Source organism: Nesterenkonia halotolerans (genome assembly GCF_014874065.1).
Taxonomy (GTDB): Bacteria; Actinomycetota; Actinomycetes; order Actinomycetales; family Micrococcaceae; genus Nesterenkonia; species Nesterenkonia halotolerans.
Genome location: NZ_JADBEE010000001.1, coordinates 428,267 through 444,471 on the forward strand (window position 1 = coordinate 428,267; position 16,205 = coordinate 444,471).

The 16,205-nt window shown below is 66.8% G+C and carries 14 protein-coding genes; 5 read left to right on the top strand and 9 right to left on the bottom strand.

Translation table 11 applies throughout. The features are described from left to right. Window positions 1-4: 4 nt before the first annotated feature. The 5 genes from hpaD to H4W26_RS01940 all read right to left on the bottom strand — a co-directional run bounded on the left by hpaD (window position 5) and on the right by H4W26_RS01940 (window position 6,586). Window positions 5-1,111: a 3,4-dihydroxyphenylacetate 2,3-dioxygenase gene (gene hpaD, locus H4W26_RS01920; RefSeq protein WP_192590490.1), complete on the bottom strand. Its 1,107-nt coding sequence runs from the start codon at window positions 1,109-1,111 to the stop codon at window positions 5-7. Between the two features lie 49 nt (window positions 1,112-1,160). Continuing rightward, entirely contained in the window at window positions 1,161-2,666 is a 1,506-nt protein-coding gene (hpaE, locus tag H4W26_RS01925) for a 5-carboxymethyl-2-hydroxymuconate semialdehyde dehydrogenase (protein ID WP_192590491.1), read from the bottom strand. A 57-nt stretch (window positions 2,667-2,723) separates the two neighbouring features. Continuing rightward, a complete protein-coding gene (locus H4W26_RS01930) occupies window positions 2,724-3,401 on the bottom strand; it encodes a GntR family transcriptional regulator (protein WP_318779736.1) in 678 nt (225 codons plus the stop codon). Further along, window positions 3,398-4,927, bottom strand: a complete 1,530-nt coding sequence (locus H4W26_RS01935) for a fumarylacetoacetate hydrolase family protein (protein ID WP_318779837.1) — start codon at window positions 4,925-4,927, stop codon at window positions 3,398-3,400. Before H4W26_RS01935 ends, H4W26_RS01930 begins: the two co-directional genes overlap by 4 nt. 177 nt (window positions 4,928-5,104) lie before the next feature. Continuing rightward, on the bottom strand, window positions 5,105-6,586 hold the full coding sequence (locus tag H4W26_RS01940; protein ID WP_192590493.1) for an APC family permease: 1,482 nt from the start codon (window positions 6,584-6,586) through the stop codon (window positions 5,105-5,107). 287 nt (window positions 6,587-6,873) lie between these two features. Between H4W26_RS01940 and H4W26_RS01945 the strand changes: the two genes are divergently transcribed. After that, window positions 6,874-7,863, top strand: coding sequence for an AraC-like ligand-binding domain-containing protein (locus H4W26_RS01945; protein ID WP_192590494.1), 990 nt, complete (start codon window positions 6,874-6,876; stop codon window positions 7,861-7,863). 94 nt (window positions 7,864-7,957) lie between these two features. Continuing rightward, entirely contained in the window at window positions 7,958-8,608 is a 651-nt protein-coding gene (locus H4W26_RS01950; RefSeq protein WP_192590495.1) for a TetR/AcrR family transcriptional regulator, read from the top strand. A 27-nt stretch (window positions 8,609-8,635) separates the two neighbouring features. On the opposite strand, the gene H4W26_RS01955 is transcribed toward H4W26_RS01950, so the two are convergent. Continuing rightward, window positions 8,636-10,618, bottom strand: coding sequence for a primary-amine oxidase (locus H4W26_RS01955; protein WP_192590496.1), 1,983 nt, complete (start codon window positions 10,616-10,618; stop codon window positions 8,636-8,638). Between the two features lie 81 nt (window positions 10,619-10,699). On the opposite strand from H4W26_RS01955, the gene H4W26_RS01960 reads away from it, so the two are divergent. Continuing rightward, entirely contained in the window at window positions 10,700-11,170 is a 471-nt protein-coding gene (locus H4W26_RS01960; RefSeq protein WP_192590497.1) for a hypothetical protein, read from the top strand. Here the strand turns inward: H4W26_RS01960 and H4W26_RS01965 are convergent. The 3 genes from H4W26_RS01965 to H4W26_RS01975 are packed head-to-tail and all read right to left on the bottom strand — an operon-like array spanning window position 11,167 to window position 12,989. After that, window positions 11,167-12,000, bottom strand: a complete 834-nt coding sequence (locus H4W26_RS01965; RefSeq protein WP_192590498.1) for a polysaccharide pyruvyl transferase family protein — start codon at window positions 11,998-12,000, stop codon at window positions 11,167-11,169. The two genes, H4W26_RS01960 and H4W26_RS01965, sit on opposite strands and share 4 nt — an antisense overlap. 6 nt (window positions 12,001-12,006) lie before the next feature. Further along, window positions 12,007-12,627: a cysteine hydrolase family protein gene (locus tag H4W26_RS01970; RefSeq protein ID WP_192590499.1), complete on the bottom strand. Its 621-nt coding sequence runs from the start codon at window positions 12,625-12,627 to the stop codon at window positions 12,007-12,009. A 32-nt stretch (window positions 12,628-12,659) separates the two neighbouring features. Further along, the gene (locus H4W26_RS01975) at window positions 12,660-12,989 is read right to left on the bottom strand and encodes a biopolymer transporter Tol (protein ID WP_192590500.1); all 330 of its coding nucleotides are present in this window, start codon (window positions 12,987-12,989) and stop codon (window positions 12,660-12,662) included. Between the two features lie 99 nt (window positions 12,990-13,088). Here H4W26_RS01975 and H4W26_RS01980 point away from each other — a divergent pair, with 99 nt between their 5' ends. Next, complete coding sequence (locus H4W26_RS01980) at window positions 13,089-14,477, top strand: cryptochrome/photolyase family protein (RefSeq protein ID WP_192590501.1); 1,389 nt, start codon at window positions 13,089-13,091, stop codon at window positions 14,475-14,477. 289 nt (window positions 14,478-14,766) lie between these two features. Next, on the top strand, window positions 14,767-16,137 hold the full coding sequence (locus H4W26_RS01985; protein WP_318779737.1) for a DEAD/DEAH box helicase: 1,371 nt from the start codon (window positions 14,767-14,769) through the stop codon (window positions 16,135-16,137). Window positions 16,138-16,205: the final 68 nt, after the last annotated feature.

The window sequence follows — 16,205 nt, forward strand, 5'->3', positions numbered from 1 at the left end:
CGGCTCAGAGCTGGTGACCCAGCTTGTATTCGCCCTGTTTCCAGGAGGGCATGGACTCCTCGTCGTCCTTGCGGGTGTAGGAGAACCCGTCGGCGCCGATGGTGACATCCATCTCGGAGGCATCGGTGCGCTCCGCGGCGGGGACGGGACGTCCGTGGAGGTCCAGCACCGTGGAGGCCTCCGTATACCAGGACGGGACCACCGGGTTGCCCCACCAGTCGCGGCGCTGGTTGTCATGCACGTCCCAGGTCACCACGGGGTTGTCGGGATCTCCGGTGTAGTAGTCCTGGGTGTAGATCTCGATGCGGTGCCCATCGGGGTCACGGATGTAGAGGTAGAAGGCGTTGGAGACGCCGTGGCGTCCGGGGCCGCGCTCGATATGATCCGAGAGACGCAGCGCCCCGAGCTTGTCGCAGATGGCCAGCACGTTGTGCTTCTCGTGAGTGGCGAACGCGACGTGGTGCATGCGTGGTCCCGCACCTCCGGTCATGGCGGTGTCGTGGACGGTGGGCTTGCGTCTCATCCACGCCGCGTAGGTGGTGCCATGCTCGTCCTGGATGTCTTCGGTGACTCGGAACCCGAGGTCCTCCATGTACGCCACAGCCTTGGGCACATCGGGGGTGACCTGGTTGAAGTGGTCCAGGCGGACCAGTGCGCCGGGGGTGTAGAGGTCATAGCGCCAGGCGAGCCGTTCCACGTGTTCGACCTCGTGGAAGAACTCGTAGGGGAAGCCCAGCGGATCCTGGACCCGCACGGAATCCCCGATGCCTCGGGTGAAGCCCTCTCTTTGGCGGATGACCTCGCAGCCGAGCTCGGCGTAGAAGGCCTCAGCCTTGTCCAGGTCCTCGGGGGCTCGCACGCGGTAGGAGAAGGCGGCGACGGCGGCCTGCTCGCCGCGGCGCAGCACCAGGTTGTGGTGGATGAACTCCTCCATGGACCGGAGGTAGATCGCATCCTCATCCTCGGCCGTGACGGTGAGGTCCAGGACGTCGACGTAGAAGTCCCGCGACCGCTGGAGATCGGTGACGATGAGCTCCATGTAGGCGCAGCGCAGGATGTCGGGTGCGGGGACGGAGGGAGTCGGGACTCGAGGGAAGGAGGTGTCTGTCATCTGAAGCGTCCTTGCTTGATGGTGAAAACGTGAGGGTGGAGGAGGGTGGTCAGTCGGCCTTGCCGAAGACGGGGTTGTGGACTTCACCGAGGTTGATGTGCACGGCCTGCTGGTCGGTGTAGAAGTCCAGCGAGCGGTAGCCGCCCTCGTGCCCGAGACCGGAGGCTTTGACCCCGCCAAAGGGGGTGCGCAGGTCGCGCACGTTGTTGGAGTTCAGCCACACCATTCCGGCCTGCACCGACTGGGCGAAGTTGTGCGAACGCTTGAGGTCGTTGGTCCAGATATAGGCGGCGAGCCCGTACTTGGTGTTATTGGCGAGCTCGAGGGCCTCCTCCTCGGAGTCGAAGGGCGTGATGGCGACCACCGGGCCGAAGATCTCCTCCTGGAAGATCCGTGCGTCGCTGGGCACATCGGCGAAGACAGTGGGAGCCACGAAGTTTCCTGTCGGGAATCCCTCTGGGCGTCCGCCGCCTGCTACGAGTCGGGCCTCGCCCTTGCCGATCTCGATATAGCTCATGACCTTCTCAAAGTGCTCCGGGTGTACCAGCGCACCGACCTCGGTCTCACGCTCATGCGGGAAGCCGATCTTGACCCGCTTGGCCTGGGCGGCATAGCGCTCGACGAACTCGTCATAGATGCTGCGCTCGACCAGGATCCGGCTGCCCGCGGTGCAGCGCTCGCCGTTGAGGGAGAAGACTCCGAAGACGGTGGCGTTGATGGCGGCTTCAAGGTCGGCGTCGGCGAAGACGACGGCGGGCGACTTCCCGCCCAGCTCCATGGAGAGCCCCTTCAGCGCGGGTGCGGCATTGGCGAAGATGGTCTGCCCGGTGCTGGATTCTCCCGTGAAGGAGATCAGTGGCACGTCCGGGTGCTTCACCAGCGCATCGCCGGCCTGCTCCCCCAGCCCGTTGACCAGGTTGAACACTCCAGTGGGCAGTCCCGCTTCGGCGAAGATGCCGGCCCACAGGCTGGCCGAGAGCGGAGTGAACTCGGCGGGCTTGAGCACCACGGAGTTGCCCGCCGCCAGCGCGGGGGCGAGCTTCCAGCTCTCCAGCATGAACGGCGTGTTCCAGGGGGTGATCAGTCCAGCGACGCCGATGGGCTTGCGGCTGACGTAGTTGACCTGCCGTCCGGGGACCTTGTAGACGTCGTCGGCCTGGGCCACGATCAGGTCGGCGAAGAAGCGGAAGTTCTCGGCGGCGCGGCGCGCCTGACCCAGCGCCTGAGTGATCGGAAGGCCCGAGTCGAAGGACTCCAATTCGGCGAGGCGGTCTCCGCGGCCCTCGACCAGGTCCGCGATCCGGTGCAGCACCCGGGAACGCTCGCGCGGGAGCATCTCGCGCCAGGGCCCGGTCTCGAAGGCCCGTCGGGCCGCGGCGACGGCGAGGTCCACATCCGCCTTGGTGCCGGCGGCGGCGTGGATATAGGTCTCGTTGGTGACCGGGTTGAGCACCTCGAAGGTGCCGCCCTCGGCCGAGTCCACGGACTCGCCGTCGATGTAGTGCTGGATCCGTTCGGGCAGATCAGCCGGGACGGGGGTCTGATAGTCGTTCATCGGATGTGTTCTCCTTCTGGCGCTCGGGCGCTGGGCTCAATGGGTGCTCGTGGCAGGTCAGCGGGCGGTCGTGGCAGTGTGCCGGCCCTGTTCGCGATAGGCCTCCACGGTGCGCCACTTGTGCTGGCGGACTGCCATCTCGATGTCCAGGGGGTCGGCATCTTCACGGATCAGCCGCAGGATCTCGTCGTGCTCCTGCACCGAGCGTGGCGCGCGCTCGGGCACGAAGCTGAAGGTGGAGCTGCGCAGCCCGGCCATCCGGTTCCATCCGCGATCGGCAAGTTCCGCGATGTGCGGGTTGGGGCAGCGGTGGAAGAGCGCGCGGTGGAACTTCTCGTTCAGCGAGGTGAACACCACCGGGTCGAAGTTCTCGAGCATGGCGCGCATGGAATCGTTGATCGACTGTGCCCGGTCGATGTCCTCCTGGGACATCTGCGGCAGGGCCAGTGCGGTGGCTGCACCTTCGAGGACCCCGAGGGTCTGCATGGTGTCGATGTACTCAGCGCTGTTGACCATGGCGACCCGGGCCCCGACATTGCGCTCAAACTCCACCAGGCCCTCGGCCTCGAGCCGACGCACGGCCTCCCGCACGGGAACCACGCTGATCCCGAGCTCCTTGGCGATCGCGCCGAGCACCAGCCGGTATCCGGGGTTGAACTCACGGCCGATGATGCGCTCCCGGACCCAGTCATAGGTCAGCTCGGACTTGCTGATGCGTTCATCGATCCGGATCACGGCCCCTCCCCATCGGTGGCGGGAGCCTCTACCTGAGTCTGCCCCGCCGCCTCGCGGTGGCCCTGGGCCGCGTCGTAGCGAGCGCGCCAGGTGGAGTTCATGGGGAAGAGCCCGTCCACGGGGTGCCCGGCCTTGACCTGGTCCGCGATCCAGCCGTCCTCGGTCTCCTTGGTCAGCGCCGCATCTGCCACATCCTCGGCGATGCCGGGAGGCAGGACGATGACCCCGTCGTCGTCACCCACGATGATGTCTCCTGGCTGCACTGTGGCTCCGCCGCAGGCGATGGTGAGATCGGCGTCCCAGGGCACGTGCTTGCGGCCGAGCACAGCCGGGTGGGCGCCCTGACTGAAGACCGGCAGTGCGATATCGGCCACGGTGGCGTAGTCCCGGACTCCCCCGTCGGTCACGACGCCGGCCGCTCCGCGCTGCAGGGCGCGCAGCGCAAGGATGTCGCCGAGGGTGCCGGAGCCACGCTCTCCGCGTGCCTCGATCACGATCACCTCGCCCTCGTCCACGGAGTCGAAGACCCGCTTCTGTGCGTTGAAGCCGCCGCCGTGAGAGGCGAAGAGGTCTTCGCGGTTCGGCACGAAACGCAGGGTGCGGGCGGTGCCGATGAGCTTGGTTCCGCTGCGGGTGGGGCGCACGCCGTCGATGGTCACGTTGTTGAAGCCTCGCTTGCGCATCTCCTGGGACAGGCCGGCCACCGGAGCCTCGAGCAGCTTCGCGCGCAGCTGTTGGTCCAGCATGGAGGCAGGCGCCTGTGGGAGTCCCGCAGATGCACGTGAGCCCCAGGCCTCTTCACGCTGGGTGTCATTGACCTGGGGCAGGCTGCCCAGGGCAGGATCGAAGCCCGCGCGGCCCTCGGTGACCGTGCTGATCAGCCGACCGCTGGTGAGCTCGCCGGCATCCACCTGGACCTCGACGATGTCGCCGGGCTCTGCGACAGAGGCTCCCGCCGGGGTGCCGGTCAGGATGACGTCCCCCGCCTCCAGGGTCAGGTGCTGGGAGATGTCGGCGAGGAGCTGGCGCAGCGGGAAGATCATGGCGTCGGTGGTGTCGTCCTGGACCAGCTGCCCGTTCTTCCAGGTGCGCAGGCGCAGCGAGTCCGGGTTCACCTCGGCCGCGGGGATCAGGGACGGGCCCAGCGGGGTGTAGCCGTCGCGGCCCTTGTTGCGGACGTTGGATCCCTTGTCTGCGGCTCGCAGGTCATAGAGGCCCCAGTCGTTGGCGGCGGTGACCGCGCTGACATGGGACCACGCGTCCTGCGTGCGGATATGGCGGCCGGCGGTGCCGATCACCAGGGCGATCTCACCCTCGAAGGCCAGCAGCTCGGTGCCGGCGGGACGCACCACGGTCTCCCCGGAGGCGGCGATGGAGCTGGTCGGTTTGAAGAAGTACGAGGGTGCCTCCGGCCGGCGGCCCCGCTCGGCCGCGCGGGACTCGTAGCTGATGTGGACAGCGATGATCTTGCCGGGTGTGCCCAGGGTATGCGCGGTCATAGGTCTCCTCGACGAGCCGGTCCGGATCGCTCCGGCGGGATGATATTCCAGATCGTATACGCTATGTGATCTGTCGCACAACCCCTGCTGGGGATTCTGTGCACCGCTCCTGAGTGGGCCCACTTCTGCGCAGACGCGAGAAGAAGGGTGCAGCCGTTGGAGACATCCCCCAGCTGCACCCCTCTGCCCGTCAGGAGTCGGGGATCAACCGATGTTCGCCTCTCGGACACCGCGGTAGATCTCGGGTCGTGAGCGCTTGAGGTGGTGCCCCCAGAGCAGACCGACCAGGCCAGAGCCGATGATCACCCCGGGCAGCAGGATCACCAGAACGGAGAACCCTTCCGCATCGATCATGACGTCGAAGTTGAACATGATCAGAAGGGCGATGATGCCGAGTCCGATCGCTGCGAGCAGCGGGGCAATGGTCCGCGCGAAGAGCGGGTGGCGCTCGGGATCTCGGTTGAAGTAGCGCAGCGCCGCCACGGAGGTGATGCACAGCAGCAGCACCAGACCGAATCCTGCGGCGTTGGTCAGCCACGGAAACATCGTCAGCACGGGGAAGAGCGGACCCAGTTCTGAGCCGGCCCCTGCTATGGCGAAGATGATGATCATCACGAGTCCGAGCCCGCTCTGGGTGAGCGAGCCGGCCACCGGAGCGCCGCTGAGCCTCCCTGTGCGTCCAAGCACTGCGGGCAGCACCCGTGCCCGCCCCATGGAGAAGAAGTATCGAGCCGCAGCGTTGTGGAACGCCACCAGCGCCGCCATGATGCTGGTCAGGAAGAGCACTGCCGCGAGGTTGACCAGCAGGGCCGGCAGCTTCCCGTCCAGGAAGACGAAGACGAGATCAGGGCCCCATTCCTGGGCCTGCGCGACGATCTGGGAGGGGCCGAGGCCAGCTGCCAGCGCCCAGGAGGAGGCGGCGTAGAACACCGAGATGATGGCGACCGCGATATAGGTGGCTCGCGCCACGGAACGCTCGGGATTCTTCGCCTCCTCCGAGTAGATCGCGCCGGACTCGAACCCCATGAAGGCGGCCATGCCGAAGGCCAGCAGCGCACCGAGGCTGCCGTTCAACCAGTTCTCCGGCATCAGCGTCTCGGCGGTGACGCCTTCGGGAGCAACGGAGAGGGAAAGCAGGCTGACCACGATCACGACGAGGAACTCCAGCAGCACGATGACCGCGAGGAGCTTCGCCGAGAGATCGATCCGATTGACCCCGAGCACTGCCACCAGCAGCCAGCCGACCAGCGCGCAGATCCACCAGGCGAGGGTGACCCCGAAGAGGTCATGGATGATCGAGGACGCAGTGAAGCCAAAGACACCATAGATGCCGATCTGCATCGCGTTATAGGTCACCAGCGCCAGAAAGGAGGTGCCGATCCCCGGTCGAACTCCCAGCCCCGCGGAGACGTAGGCGTAGAAGGCGCCCGCGTTCTGCACGTAGGTGCTCATCCTTCCGTACCCGACGGCGAAGAGCCCGAGGATCACGCCCAGCAGCAGGTAGCCCACGGGCACCCCGGTCTGCCCGGTGATGGCGAAGCTGGTGGTGGCGCCTCCTGCCAGCACGGTCAGCGGCGCGGAGGCGGCGATGATCAGGAACACCAGGGCAGGGACTCCCAGGGTGCGTCGGGCCAGTGCGGTCTCCTCGGCTGTGGGCGGTCGTGCCGGCGCGGCGGATTCAGCCATGTCTGTTCTCCTCATCTGGTGAACTCTCCGGAATCTGGGTGACGTCGTCGCCACCTGTTGTCGAGAAGTATCCCGAGCAGAGGACGGAGGAGTCTTGCATCACGGTGCACCTGAGTTGTCCATTCCGGCGGGCTCCGGCTCCACCGTCCCGCGGGATGATGCTTTACAAGCCCTGTGAGGGGTGTCACACTCAGCAAGCACGAAGGTTTACATACCCGAAATGCCCCTGCCATCGATATTGAGCGCTTGCTCAATATCATGGAGGGAACTCACTTGCAGGAGGGACTATGCACACCAGCCACCGTTTCGGCCCTGCCCCCGACCGCGCCCGTCCCGCGGTGAACCTGGCCACCTGGCGCGAAGCCATCGCGGCCGCCGTCGTGCCCCTGGAGATCCGAGAGAAGCCGGGAGTCCCCTTCCAGGGCCACCTGCGTCACACCGCCTTCGACGGCGTGGGCCTCTTCGAGCTGGCCACCACGGCCCACACCGTCCGGCGCACCCCGGAGCTGATCTCGCGTGAGGATTCACGGTTCTACAAGCTCAGTCTTCAGCTCTCCGGGCACGCAGTGCTGGAACAGGACGGCCGCCGCGCGGTGCTGGGCCCCGGGGATCTTGCCATCTACGACACCCACCGCCCGTATTCGCTGCACTTCCCCGAATCCAGCCGCACCATGGTCATGGTCATCCCACAGGAGCCGGTGGACCTCACCCCGGAACAGATCTCCCGGGTGACCGCGATCTGCTTCTCCCGCGAACATGGATTCGGCCGACTCATCAATCCATTCTTCGTGGAGCTCTGCAACAGCATCGAACAGCTGCCCGACGCCTACGGCAGTCGGCTGGTGCATTCCGCCCTTGACCTGATGGTCACGATGCTCGCCCACGAGCTCGATGCACACCGCGAGGGGCCCAGCTCTCCCACCCGGGGGCTGGAGCGCGAGGTCCGCGAGTACATCTTGGACCATCTCGCCGATGACACGCTGACCCCCGCCTCCATCGCGGCTGCCCACTTCGTCTCGGTCCGGTACCTCTACACGATCTTCTCCGAGGAGAGCCAGACGATCTCCGCCTGGATCCGGGCCCGCAGACTTGAGCATATTCGCCGCGATCTCCTCGACCCGGTCTATGCTCAGCGTCCGGTCTCCTGGGTCGCCGGACGGTGGGGGCTCCATGATGCGGCTCATTTCTCCCGGGTGTTCAGGGCCGAGTACGGCGAGTCACCCAGCGCCTACCGGCGACAGCGACTGCGCCACGACGCGCTCGCCCCAGCGTCCTAGGAGGCAGTCAGCGGGCTCGCCCCAGCACAGCCTCCCGACCGCCTCAGCGCGCCCGGTGACCACGGACGGCCTCTGGTGGGGAAGAATCAAGACCATGCCGAAGAAGATCGACCGCGAAGCCCGCCGAGCGCAGATCGTGCGGACCTATCTGAAGATCGCTGCGCGCGACGGGCTCGAGAGCACCACCTCGCGTGCCGTGGCGAACGAACTGGGCGTCTCCACCGGATCGCTCTGGCACTACTTCGCCGGCTTCGATGATGTGGTCTTCCGGGCATTCCAGCTGATCTTCGATCGCACCAACGACCGCATCGCCAAGGGCGTGGCAGAGCATACGGGGCTGTGCGCCCTGTGGGAGATGCTCGAGGAGATCCTCCCCGTGGGGCCGGAGACCGAGCGCGAGGCCTTCGTCGTCGTCAACTTCTGGGGCCGCGCGACGTCCAAACCCGACATGGCGCAGTTTCAGACCGAGGTCACCGCGCAATGGCGACGGCAGATCCTCGCACACCTGCAGGAGGCGGTGGACGCCGGTGAACTCACCCCGGCCGCCCCCGCGGCGGGACTTGCGGATATCGTGATGGTGCTGATCACCGGTTTCCAGGTGGAATGCGCGCTGCAGACCACCCTGGCCTCAGCGCAGAGGCAGTGGGAGACCATCCACCACTGCCTCTCCGCCTGGCTCACCGAGACCGGGACCGGCGCCATCGCACAGGCCTCCACGAGCAGCCCCCGCTGGGCGGATCGCTAGCCTGCGCTCAGCGCCACCCCGCTCCGCTCAGTGACAGGAGCAGCCGCCAGCCTCCGCCGACCCATCGGCAGCGGTTCCTGAGCCCGTCGCACAGTGCCCGGGAGTCTCGGGCGGGACGTCGAGCGTGGGATTGCGGTCGAAGAACCCATCCGGGGTCAGCTTGAACCCGGCGTAGTCCACCGGCATGATCGGCCAATCCTCCGTGCGGGGGAAGTGGGTGAGCCCGAAGGTGTGCCACAGCACCACGTCCTCCCCTTCGAGCGAGCGATCCTGGGTGATGAACGCGGGAAGCCCTCCGGAACCCGGGTTGAGGTTCACCTGATCCCCGGCCGGAAAGCGCTCGTCCCGGTCGTACTGGGTCACCCACAAGTGGTGTCCGGCGAAGGCTGCGCGCCTGCGGATGGAGGAGTCCTCGGCCGCGAGCAGCGTGGGGCTCTCCTCAGGATGCAGCACATAGGAGGTCGGGGCGCCCATCCGGTTTGTCCGTTCGGCGCTGCTGACCCGCCACACCCTGCCCACGGACCCCTTGGCGTCGCGGACGGCACGCTGCTCGCTGGTGAGCCGGGTGATGTCGCGGGTGAAGGCGTTGCCCCAGGGGTTCTCAGCGCTGGACGGCACGCGCGCGGCGTCGATCTCGTCCACCGAGTTTCGGGTCCCGTCCACGCTCATGTCCAGCCGTGCGCAGAACAGGTGCTGGTGCACCGGTGCACCCAGTCCGGGGGCGATATGCGTCGCGTAGGGGTAGTCAGCCGAAGGCATCCCGGAGGTGAACACGATGCCGGTGGCCTTGGACTCGAGCTCGATCTTCCCGTCCAGGTAGAGGTACCAGTAGAAGCCGTAGTCGTAGTTGCCCACGGTGACGAAGAAGGAGATCACCAGGCGGCGCTGGCGGCGGACTTCCCGGGTGCCGGAGAAGTCATCGCTGTGCTTCCACAGCACCCCGAAGTCCTCCTCATGGATGCAGATCGCGTTCTTCAGCGTCTGCGGCTGACCGAGGTCATCGACGACGACGGCGTCCACGTAGGTGATCTCGCCCTTGCAGTCACAGCCGAGTTCCAGGGCGTTGGCGAGCCGGCCGAACTGGTACTCCCCGACGTCGAAGTAGTTCTGCCAGGCGTGGGAGGGGGTGGGGTCGCCGTAGTTGACCACCATCTCGGCGATGGAGCCGCGGTAGAGGATCGGCCGGTCCTCCCCCTGGTCCCGGAAGCTCAGCTGATGCAGCGTGAGTCCCTCACGACCGTTGAATCCCACCCGGACCTTCCAGTTCTCCCAGGCCAGCACGCCGTCTTCCAGGGAGAAGCTGACTCCCTCGGGCTGGGTGATGGAGATCGGCTTCAGGCTCGTGCGGTACTCACCGCGCACCGCAGGATCCAGATAGTCTCCGGACTCCTCCGGGACATCCATGACCTCGGTCTCGATGACGCGCAGCACCTTTTTGTTCGTCAGATCCACATGGGCGACGACGCCGTCGATCGGGTGCGCCCAGACAGAATCCGTCGGGTAGTCCTGACGGAAGGCCAAGGCACGCACCACCCGCACGCCCACTTCATCCTCATAGCCGAAGACCCCGGCTGAGAGTCCGACGACGATGACCTTGTCCAGATCGGTGACACCGCGCTTCGCGATGGCGTCCACCCAGCGCTGATCGGATTTCACGATCGGGTCCGCCCCGGCGAGGTCCTCGTCGAAGCTCGGGGCGGTGCCCTCGGCGACGGCATCGACGTCGCGGCGCTCCACGATGCTGCGCTGATCGAGGTCGACCACCAGGTCTGTCAGGGTCAGCGTAGAGAGGTCGGTGAGCAGCAGTGAGACCTCGCGCGGCAGCCGATCCTTCGGGGACCAGTCGAGAACCGCCTGCTTCTCGGGTTCCCGGAGTGTCACATAGGAGACGCGGGTCGCCTCGGTCATGAGCCCTTCACTCTCGAGCACGCCGCGCATGGACTCGATCTCTTCCACAGAGAGTGGGGTGAGGGGGTGTCGGGGCTGCGGGGTTGACGTCTTGTCAGCCATGGTGGTCCTCCTTATAGTTGAGCGCACGCTCAAGAATAAATATGACACATTTCACACGTATTTCGGAAGGGTCTCATGGACGTGATGCTGCGTATCCGGCGTACAGCCGCCGTGGGCGCGGCCACCTCTGGGATCCTCCATCTGCTGATGCTGGGACACGGAGGTCATCTGGGGTGGAGCCTGCTCATGGCGGCCATGGCCATCGTCTGCCTCCCCTGCGCCGGTCATCTCTGGCGCATGGCGAGCGTGCGCTCCTGGGCGCTGATCGGCGTGATGAACTCCGGCATGCTGGCAGTGCATCTGGGGATGCTCACCGCGGCAGACTCTGCGCAGCTCGCTCCGGCGGGAGGACTCACCAGCGCTGCGGGCAGGGTCCTCGCGGAGGGTGTCGCGATTCCGGCACACAGCCATGGGGACTCCGTCATCAGCCTCGCGGGTCTGCACCCTGTGCTGCTTCCGCTCGCGACCGCGGTGGCTGCGCTGGAGATCGTGTTGGCGGGTCTCGGCTGGTATCTGCTGCGCCGAGCAGACCGCACAGTCCCCCAGCGCTAGCTGGACCAGAGCTCGCGCGGGAACGCGTCGATCAGGGGCGCAGGATCGTACTGCGGGAGTGGCTCCCCTCCCCAGCTCAGTGCGGTTCTGACATCCGGGGCCGGCGTGAAGCTGCGGCGTCCGGTTCCGCGGTAGTAGTCCTCATATTTGAAGAGTGTCTCCGTGCGTGGGAGCACCAGCCGTGCCGGGATGCCGAAGCTCTCCGCCACGATGATGCCGTGAAGTGAGGAACCGACGATGAGGCTGCTGGCCGCGATGCCTCCGATGACGTCCCACAGGTCACCGCGAGGGTCCAGTGTTGGGGCGGACATCCGGTCGCGGACTTCCCTGAAGTCGTGGAAGTTCGGGACTATCCGGTGCGGACGCAGTCGGTGTCCTGCAGCAAGTTGCTCGCGGTCCCACAGATGCCCCACCAGGATGCCGGGATCCCCGAAGAGACTCGGGGCGTCGATCCCGCGGCCGCGCAGAAAGTCGCGGGTCAATGGGCCGCGGACCGCCCTGACGTCGAGAGACGTGAACTTGTGCCGCCGGTCGCTGATCTTGCCGTTGCGCCCGGTGCCCCAGAGCGTGTCCCCATTACGGCAGAAGTGCAGGATGGACCCGACCGTGGCCAGCCGAGCCTGTGGTCTCTTGTCCTGTGCCGGGCTCGCCTGATCAGCCTGCCCCTGTTCGTCGGTGTCGATCCCGGAGCGGCGGAGAAGTTCGTGACTGATCACCGGTCCCAGCAGGTCCCCGAAATTGTTGAGCGGACGCTTGGGGGCGAAGCGCTCGCCGAGTCGCCCCTTCACAGCTGGGCGCTCGGGGTTCCAGTGCAGAAGCTCTACGGTCACGTGATGTCACTTCCAGTTCGGGGAGAAGACTCGAGACTGCTGCGCACCTGTTCCTGCCAGCGCGTCGAGCAGCGCGGAAGTGCGCAGCACCGTGGCGAACTCTCCGTTCAGGTTCGTCGCGGTGATCTTCGCGAGCATGGCCGCGGAGACCGTCTCACCCTCAGGTGTGGCGCGGTCGAAGGTGTGGGTGGCATCGATGGCGAAATATGTCTCATAGCCGAGATTCCCGGCCATCCGAGCAGTGGTCTCACAGCAGTGGTTCGTCGTGATCCCGCAGATCACGACCTGTTCGATGCCCTCCGAACGAAGCCAGTGATCAAGGTCCGGAGTGCCGTAGAAGCTTGAGTTGACGCTCTTGTGCACCAGGAGGTCTGGGCTGCCGGAGACGACGTCCTTGAACTCGTGGCCGGGAGAACCTGCCGCGAGCGGCGAGTCGGGGTGCTCTGAGTCGTGCTGGATGAAGACCACGGGCCACTGTCGGTCTCGCCAGTGCGCCAGCAGCGTCGAGATGTTGCGCTCGCAGTCCGGATTGTCACGTGGTCCCCAGAACTGCGCGTCATCGAATCCGCGCTGCACGTCAATGACGATGAGCGCTGGCCGCTGGGAGGAAGTCACGGGAGCTGACATGGGTCAATGCTAGACGCGGAAGCCATACAGGTTCACTCGGGGAGCCCGTCGAGCTCCGCCACAGCGGCGCGCGCCGCCTCGAGCCGCGCTGACTCGTCTCGCTCCCACCAGTAGGGACCGCGCTCCCCCAGGCCGGTCTTGGCGAGGTTCACCCTTTTCCGCGCGCGGGCGACCCGCTCGTCGTCGCCGGTCTTCTTCCCGGCTCCCACAGCGGACCTGCCCCGCCCCAGATGGGACTTCAGCTTCGCTTCGAGCTCTGCCGGGAGCGCGGGGTCTGCGCGCCGCCAGCGTCGCCCCTTGATCACCAGCCAGCGCGCGGACTCCTCCTCCGCACTCTCAGCAGGTTCAGCGTCCTCCGCCATCGACATCTCCTTCACCGGCCCAGTTTCTGAACGTCTACTCCTGCTACTGTGCCAGCCAGGACGGCCGCGCCGGCGGCATCGCTTCACTGAAAGGCACTCATGACCCGCACCCTCGTCTGGTTCCGCGACGATCTCCGCACGGCAGACCACGAGGCGCTCGCGGAGGCCTGCCGTCGCGCAGAGCGGCCGGGCGACGTCGTCGCACTCTATATCCTGGACGAGGTCAGCCCCGGTGTCAGGACCCTCGGGGGTGCGGCGAAGTGGTGGCTGCACCACGCGCTGGACTCCCTGCAGCAGAACCTCGCCGAGCTGGGCATCCCGCTGCTGCTGCGCAGCGGTGACCCGGGGCAGATCCTGCGCGAGCTCAGCGGCGAGCTCGGTGCGCAGCGGGTGCACTGGTCCCGGCGCTACGGCGGCCCGGAACGCGAGGTCGATGCCAGCATCAAGGCCGCGCTGCCCGAGCGCGGCATCGAGGTGGAGAGCTTCAACGCCTCCCTGCTGCACGAGCCCTGGACCGTGCAGACCAACACCGGCGGGCCCTATAAGGTCTACACCCCGTTCTGGCGCCAGATCAGCGTGCGCGACCCCGGACCCACGCGGGACCGACCGGCGGCCCTGGGCAGTCTGGAGGCCGCCGAGGACTCGCTGCCGCACGCCCGCCTGGGCACAGAGACACTCGAGGAGTGGGAGCTGCTGCCGACCCGCCCGGACTGGGCGTCAGGACTGCGCAGCACCTGGACCCCCACCGAGGCCGGCGGCCAGGAGCGTCTGCACGACTTCCTCGAGACCCAGGTGCAGGACTACGACGACGCCCGCGATGTTCCCGCCGATGATGACACCTCGCGGCTCTCCCCCTACCTGCGCTTCGGCCAGCTCAGCCCACGCCAGGTCTGGGAAGCCGCCCACCAGCAGAGCCCCGACTCGGTGAGCACCTTCCTCTCCGAGATCGGCTGGCGAGAGTTCTGCTGGCACCTGCTCTTCCACTTCCCTCACCTGCCGCACACCAATCTTCGCTCCCAGTTCGACGCCTACCCCTGGAAGTCCCGCAGCGAATCGCCCGAGGAGTTTCAGGCCTGGGCAAAGGGACGCACCGGCTTCCCCTGGGTCGATGCAGGTCAGCGTCAGCTCTGGGAGACCGGGCATATGCACAACCGGGTGCGCATGGCCTCGGCAAGCCTCCTGATCAAGAACCTCGGCATCGACTGGCGTGAGGGCGAAGCCTGGTTCTGGGACACCCTGGTCGACGCCGACGCCGCATCCAACCCCGCCAACTGGCAGTGGGTGGCCGGGAGCGGGATGGACGCCGCACCGTACTTCCGGATCTTCAACCCGGAGCGCCAGCGCGACCGCTTCGACCCGAAGGGGCGCTATATCAACGCGTGGATTCCAGAGTTGAACACACCGGACTACCCCACCCCGATCATCGATCTGAAAGCTTCTCGCGAGGAGGCCCTGGCGCACTACAGCCAGATCAGCGGCAAGGGCTGACATTAGGGCTGAGCCTCTGAACAGGTATAGTGGAGAACCTGGTGCCCACCTCGTGTGGTTGCCTGCGTCGTAAGAACGCCTTGATCAACGGGGCCGTGCCGTTCCACCGGCCCACGTTTCAGCAGTGATTTTCTCGCGGCGACCGAGTGCATCAACCGATGCCTTCGCCCTTTGCCAGACCAGTTCCCGGCCGGTGACCCCTGCCTTCTCTGCGTCTTGCGCTTTCCGAAAGGCTCCCGCCATTTCTGAGACCCAGACCTTCGCCGATCTCAACGTCCCCGCACCGCTGGTGCGCGCACTCGCTGCAGACGGCAAGATTGACGCTTTCGCCATCCAGCAGCAGACCCTCGCCGACACGCTGAACGGACGCGACGTCCTCGGCCGCGGCAAGACCGGCTCCGGCAAGACCCTCGCCTTCTCCATCCCGATGGTCGCCCGACTCGGCGAGAAGGATGCGGCCAAGCGCCGTCGTCCGGGCCGCCCGCTCGGCCTCGTGCTGGCACCCACCCGTGAGCTCGCCACCCAGATCAACGCTGTGCTGGAACCGTTGGCCGCCTCATACAACCTGAAGACCACCACCGTCTTCGGCGGTGTGACAGCCTCACGCCAGATCAACGCGCTGAAGTCCGGCGTGGACATCGTGGTGGCCTGCCCCGGTCGCCTCGAGGATCTGCTGAACCAGCGCGCGCTGAGCCTCGAGTCCGTGGAGATCACCGTGCTGGACGAGGCCGATCACATGGCCGACCTCGGCTTCCTGCCCGTGGTCACCCGCCTGCTGGAGAAGACCGGCTCCCAGGGACAGCGCCTCTTCTTCTCCGCCACCCTGGACAACGGCGTGGACAAGCTGGTCAAGCGCTTCCTCAACAACGAGGTGCTGCACTCCGTGGACGAGGCCACCTCCCACGTCTCCGCGATGACCCACCACGTGTTCGAGGTCAACAACGACGACAAGCGTGACCTGGTCAAGCAGCTCGCCTCCGGCACCGGCCGTCGCATCCTCTTCACCCGCACCAAGCACCAGGCCAAGAAGCTGGCCAAGCAGCTGACCGAGCAGGGCACCCCCGCGGTGGACCTGCACGGCAACCTGTCCCAGTCCCAGCGAGATCGCAACCTGGCAGCCTTCGGCGAGGGTGACATCAAGGTCCTGGTGGCCACCGATGTCGCCGCCCGCGGCGTCCACGTGGATTCCGTGGAACTCGTGGTCCACGTGGATCCGCCGGCCGAGCACAAGGCGTACCTGCACCGCTCGGGCCGCACCGCGCGCGCCGGCAGCGCCGGTGACGTGGTCACGGTGATGCTCCCCGAGCAGCGCCGCGACACCCAGGCCCTGCTGCGCAAGGCTGCCATCGCCGTGCACCCGGTCCGGGTCAACAGCGAGTCCGAGGCCGTCAGCGATCTGGTCGGTGAGACCGCGCCGTTCGTGAAGCCCTCCCCCCGCGCAGCCGTGCAGCAGCAGCAGCCCCGCCGTCGCTCCGGTCCTCCCTCTTCCCGCGGTGCCGGTCCGGCTCGCGGCGGACGCGGCGGATCCTCCCGCGGCGGTCAGGGTGGTTCCGGTGGACAGTCCCGCGGCGGTCAGGGTGGACCCTCACGCGGCGGGCGCAGCGGCGCCCCGCGCGGCGGGTCCAGCTCGGCCGGACGGTCCCAGCGCCCAGCGCGCTGACCGCAGCTCTTCAGCAGATGGCCCTCGTTCCTCCAGGGACGGGGGCCATTTCTGTCTGAGCACGGATC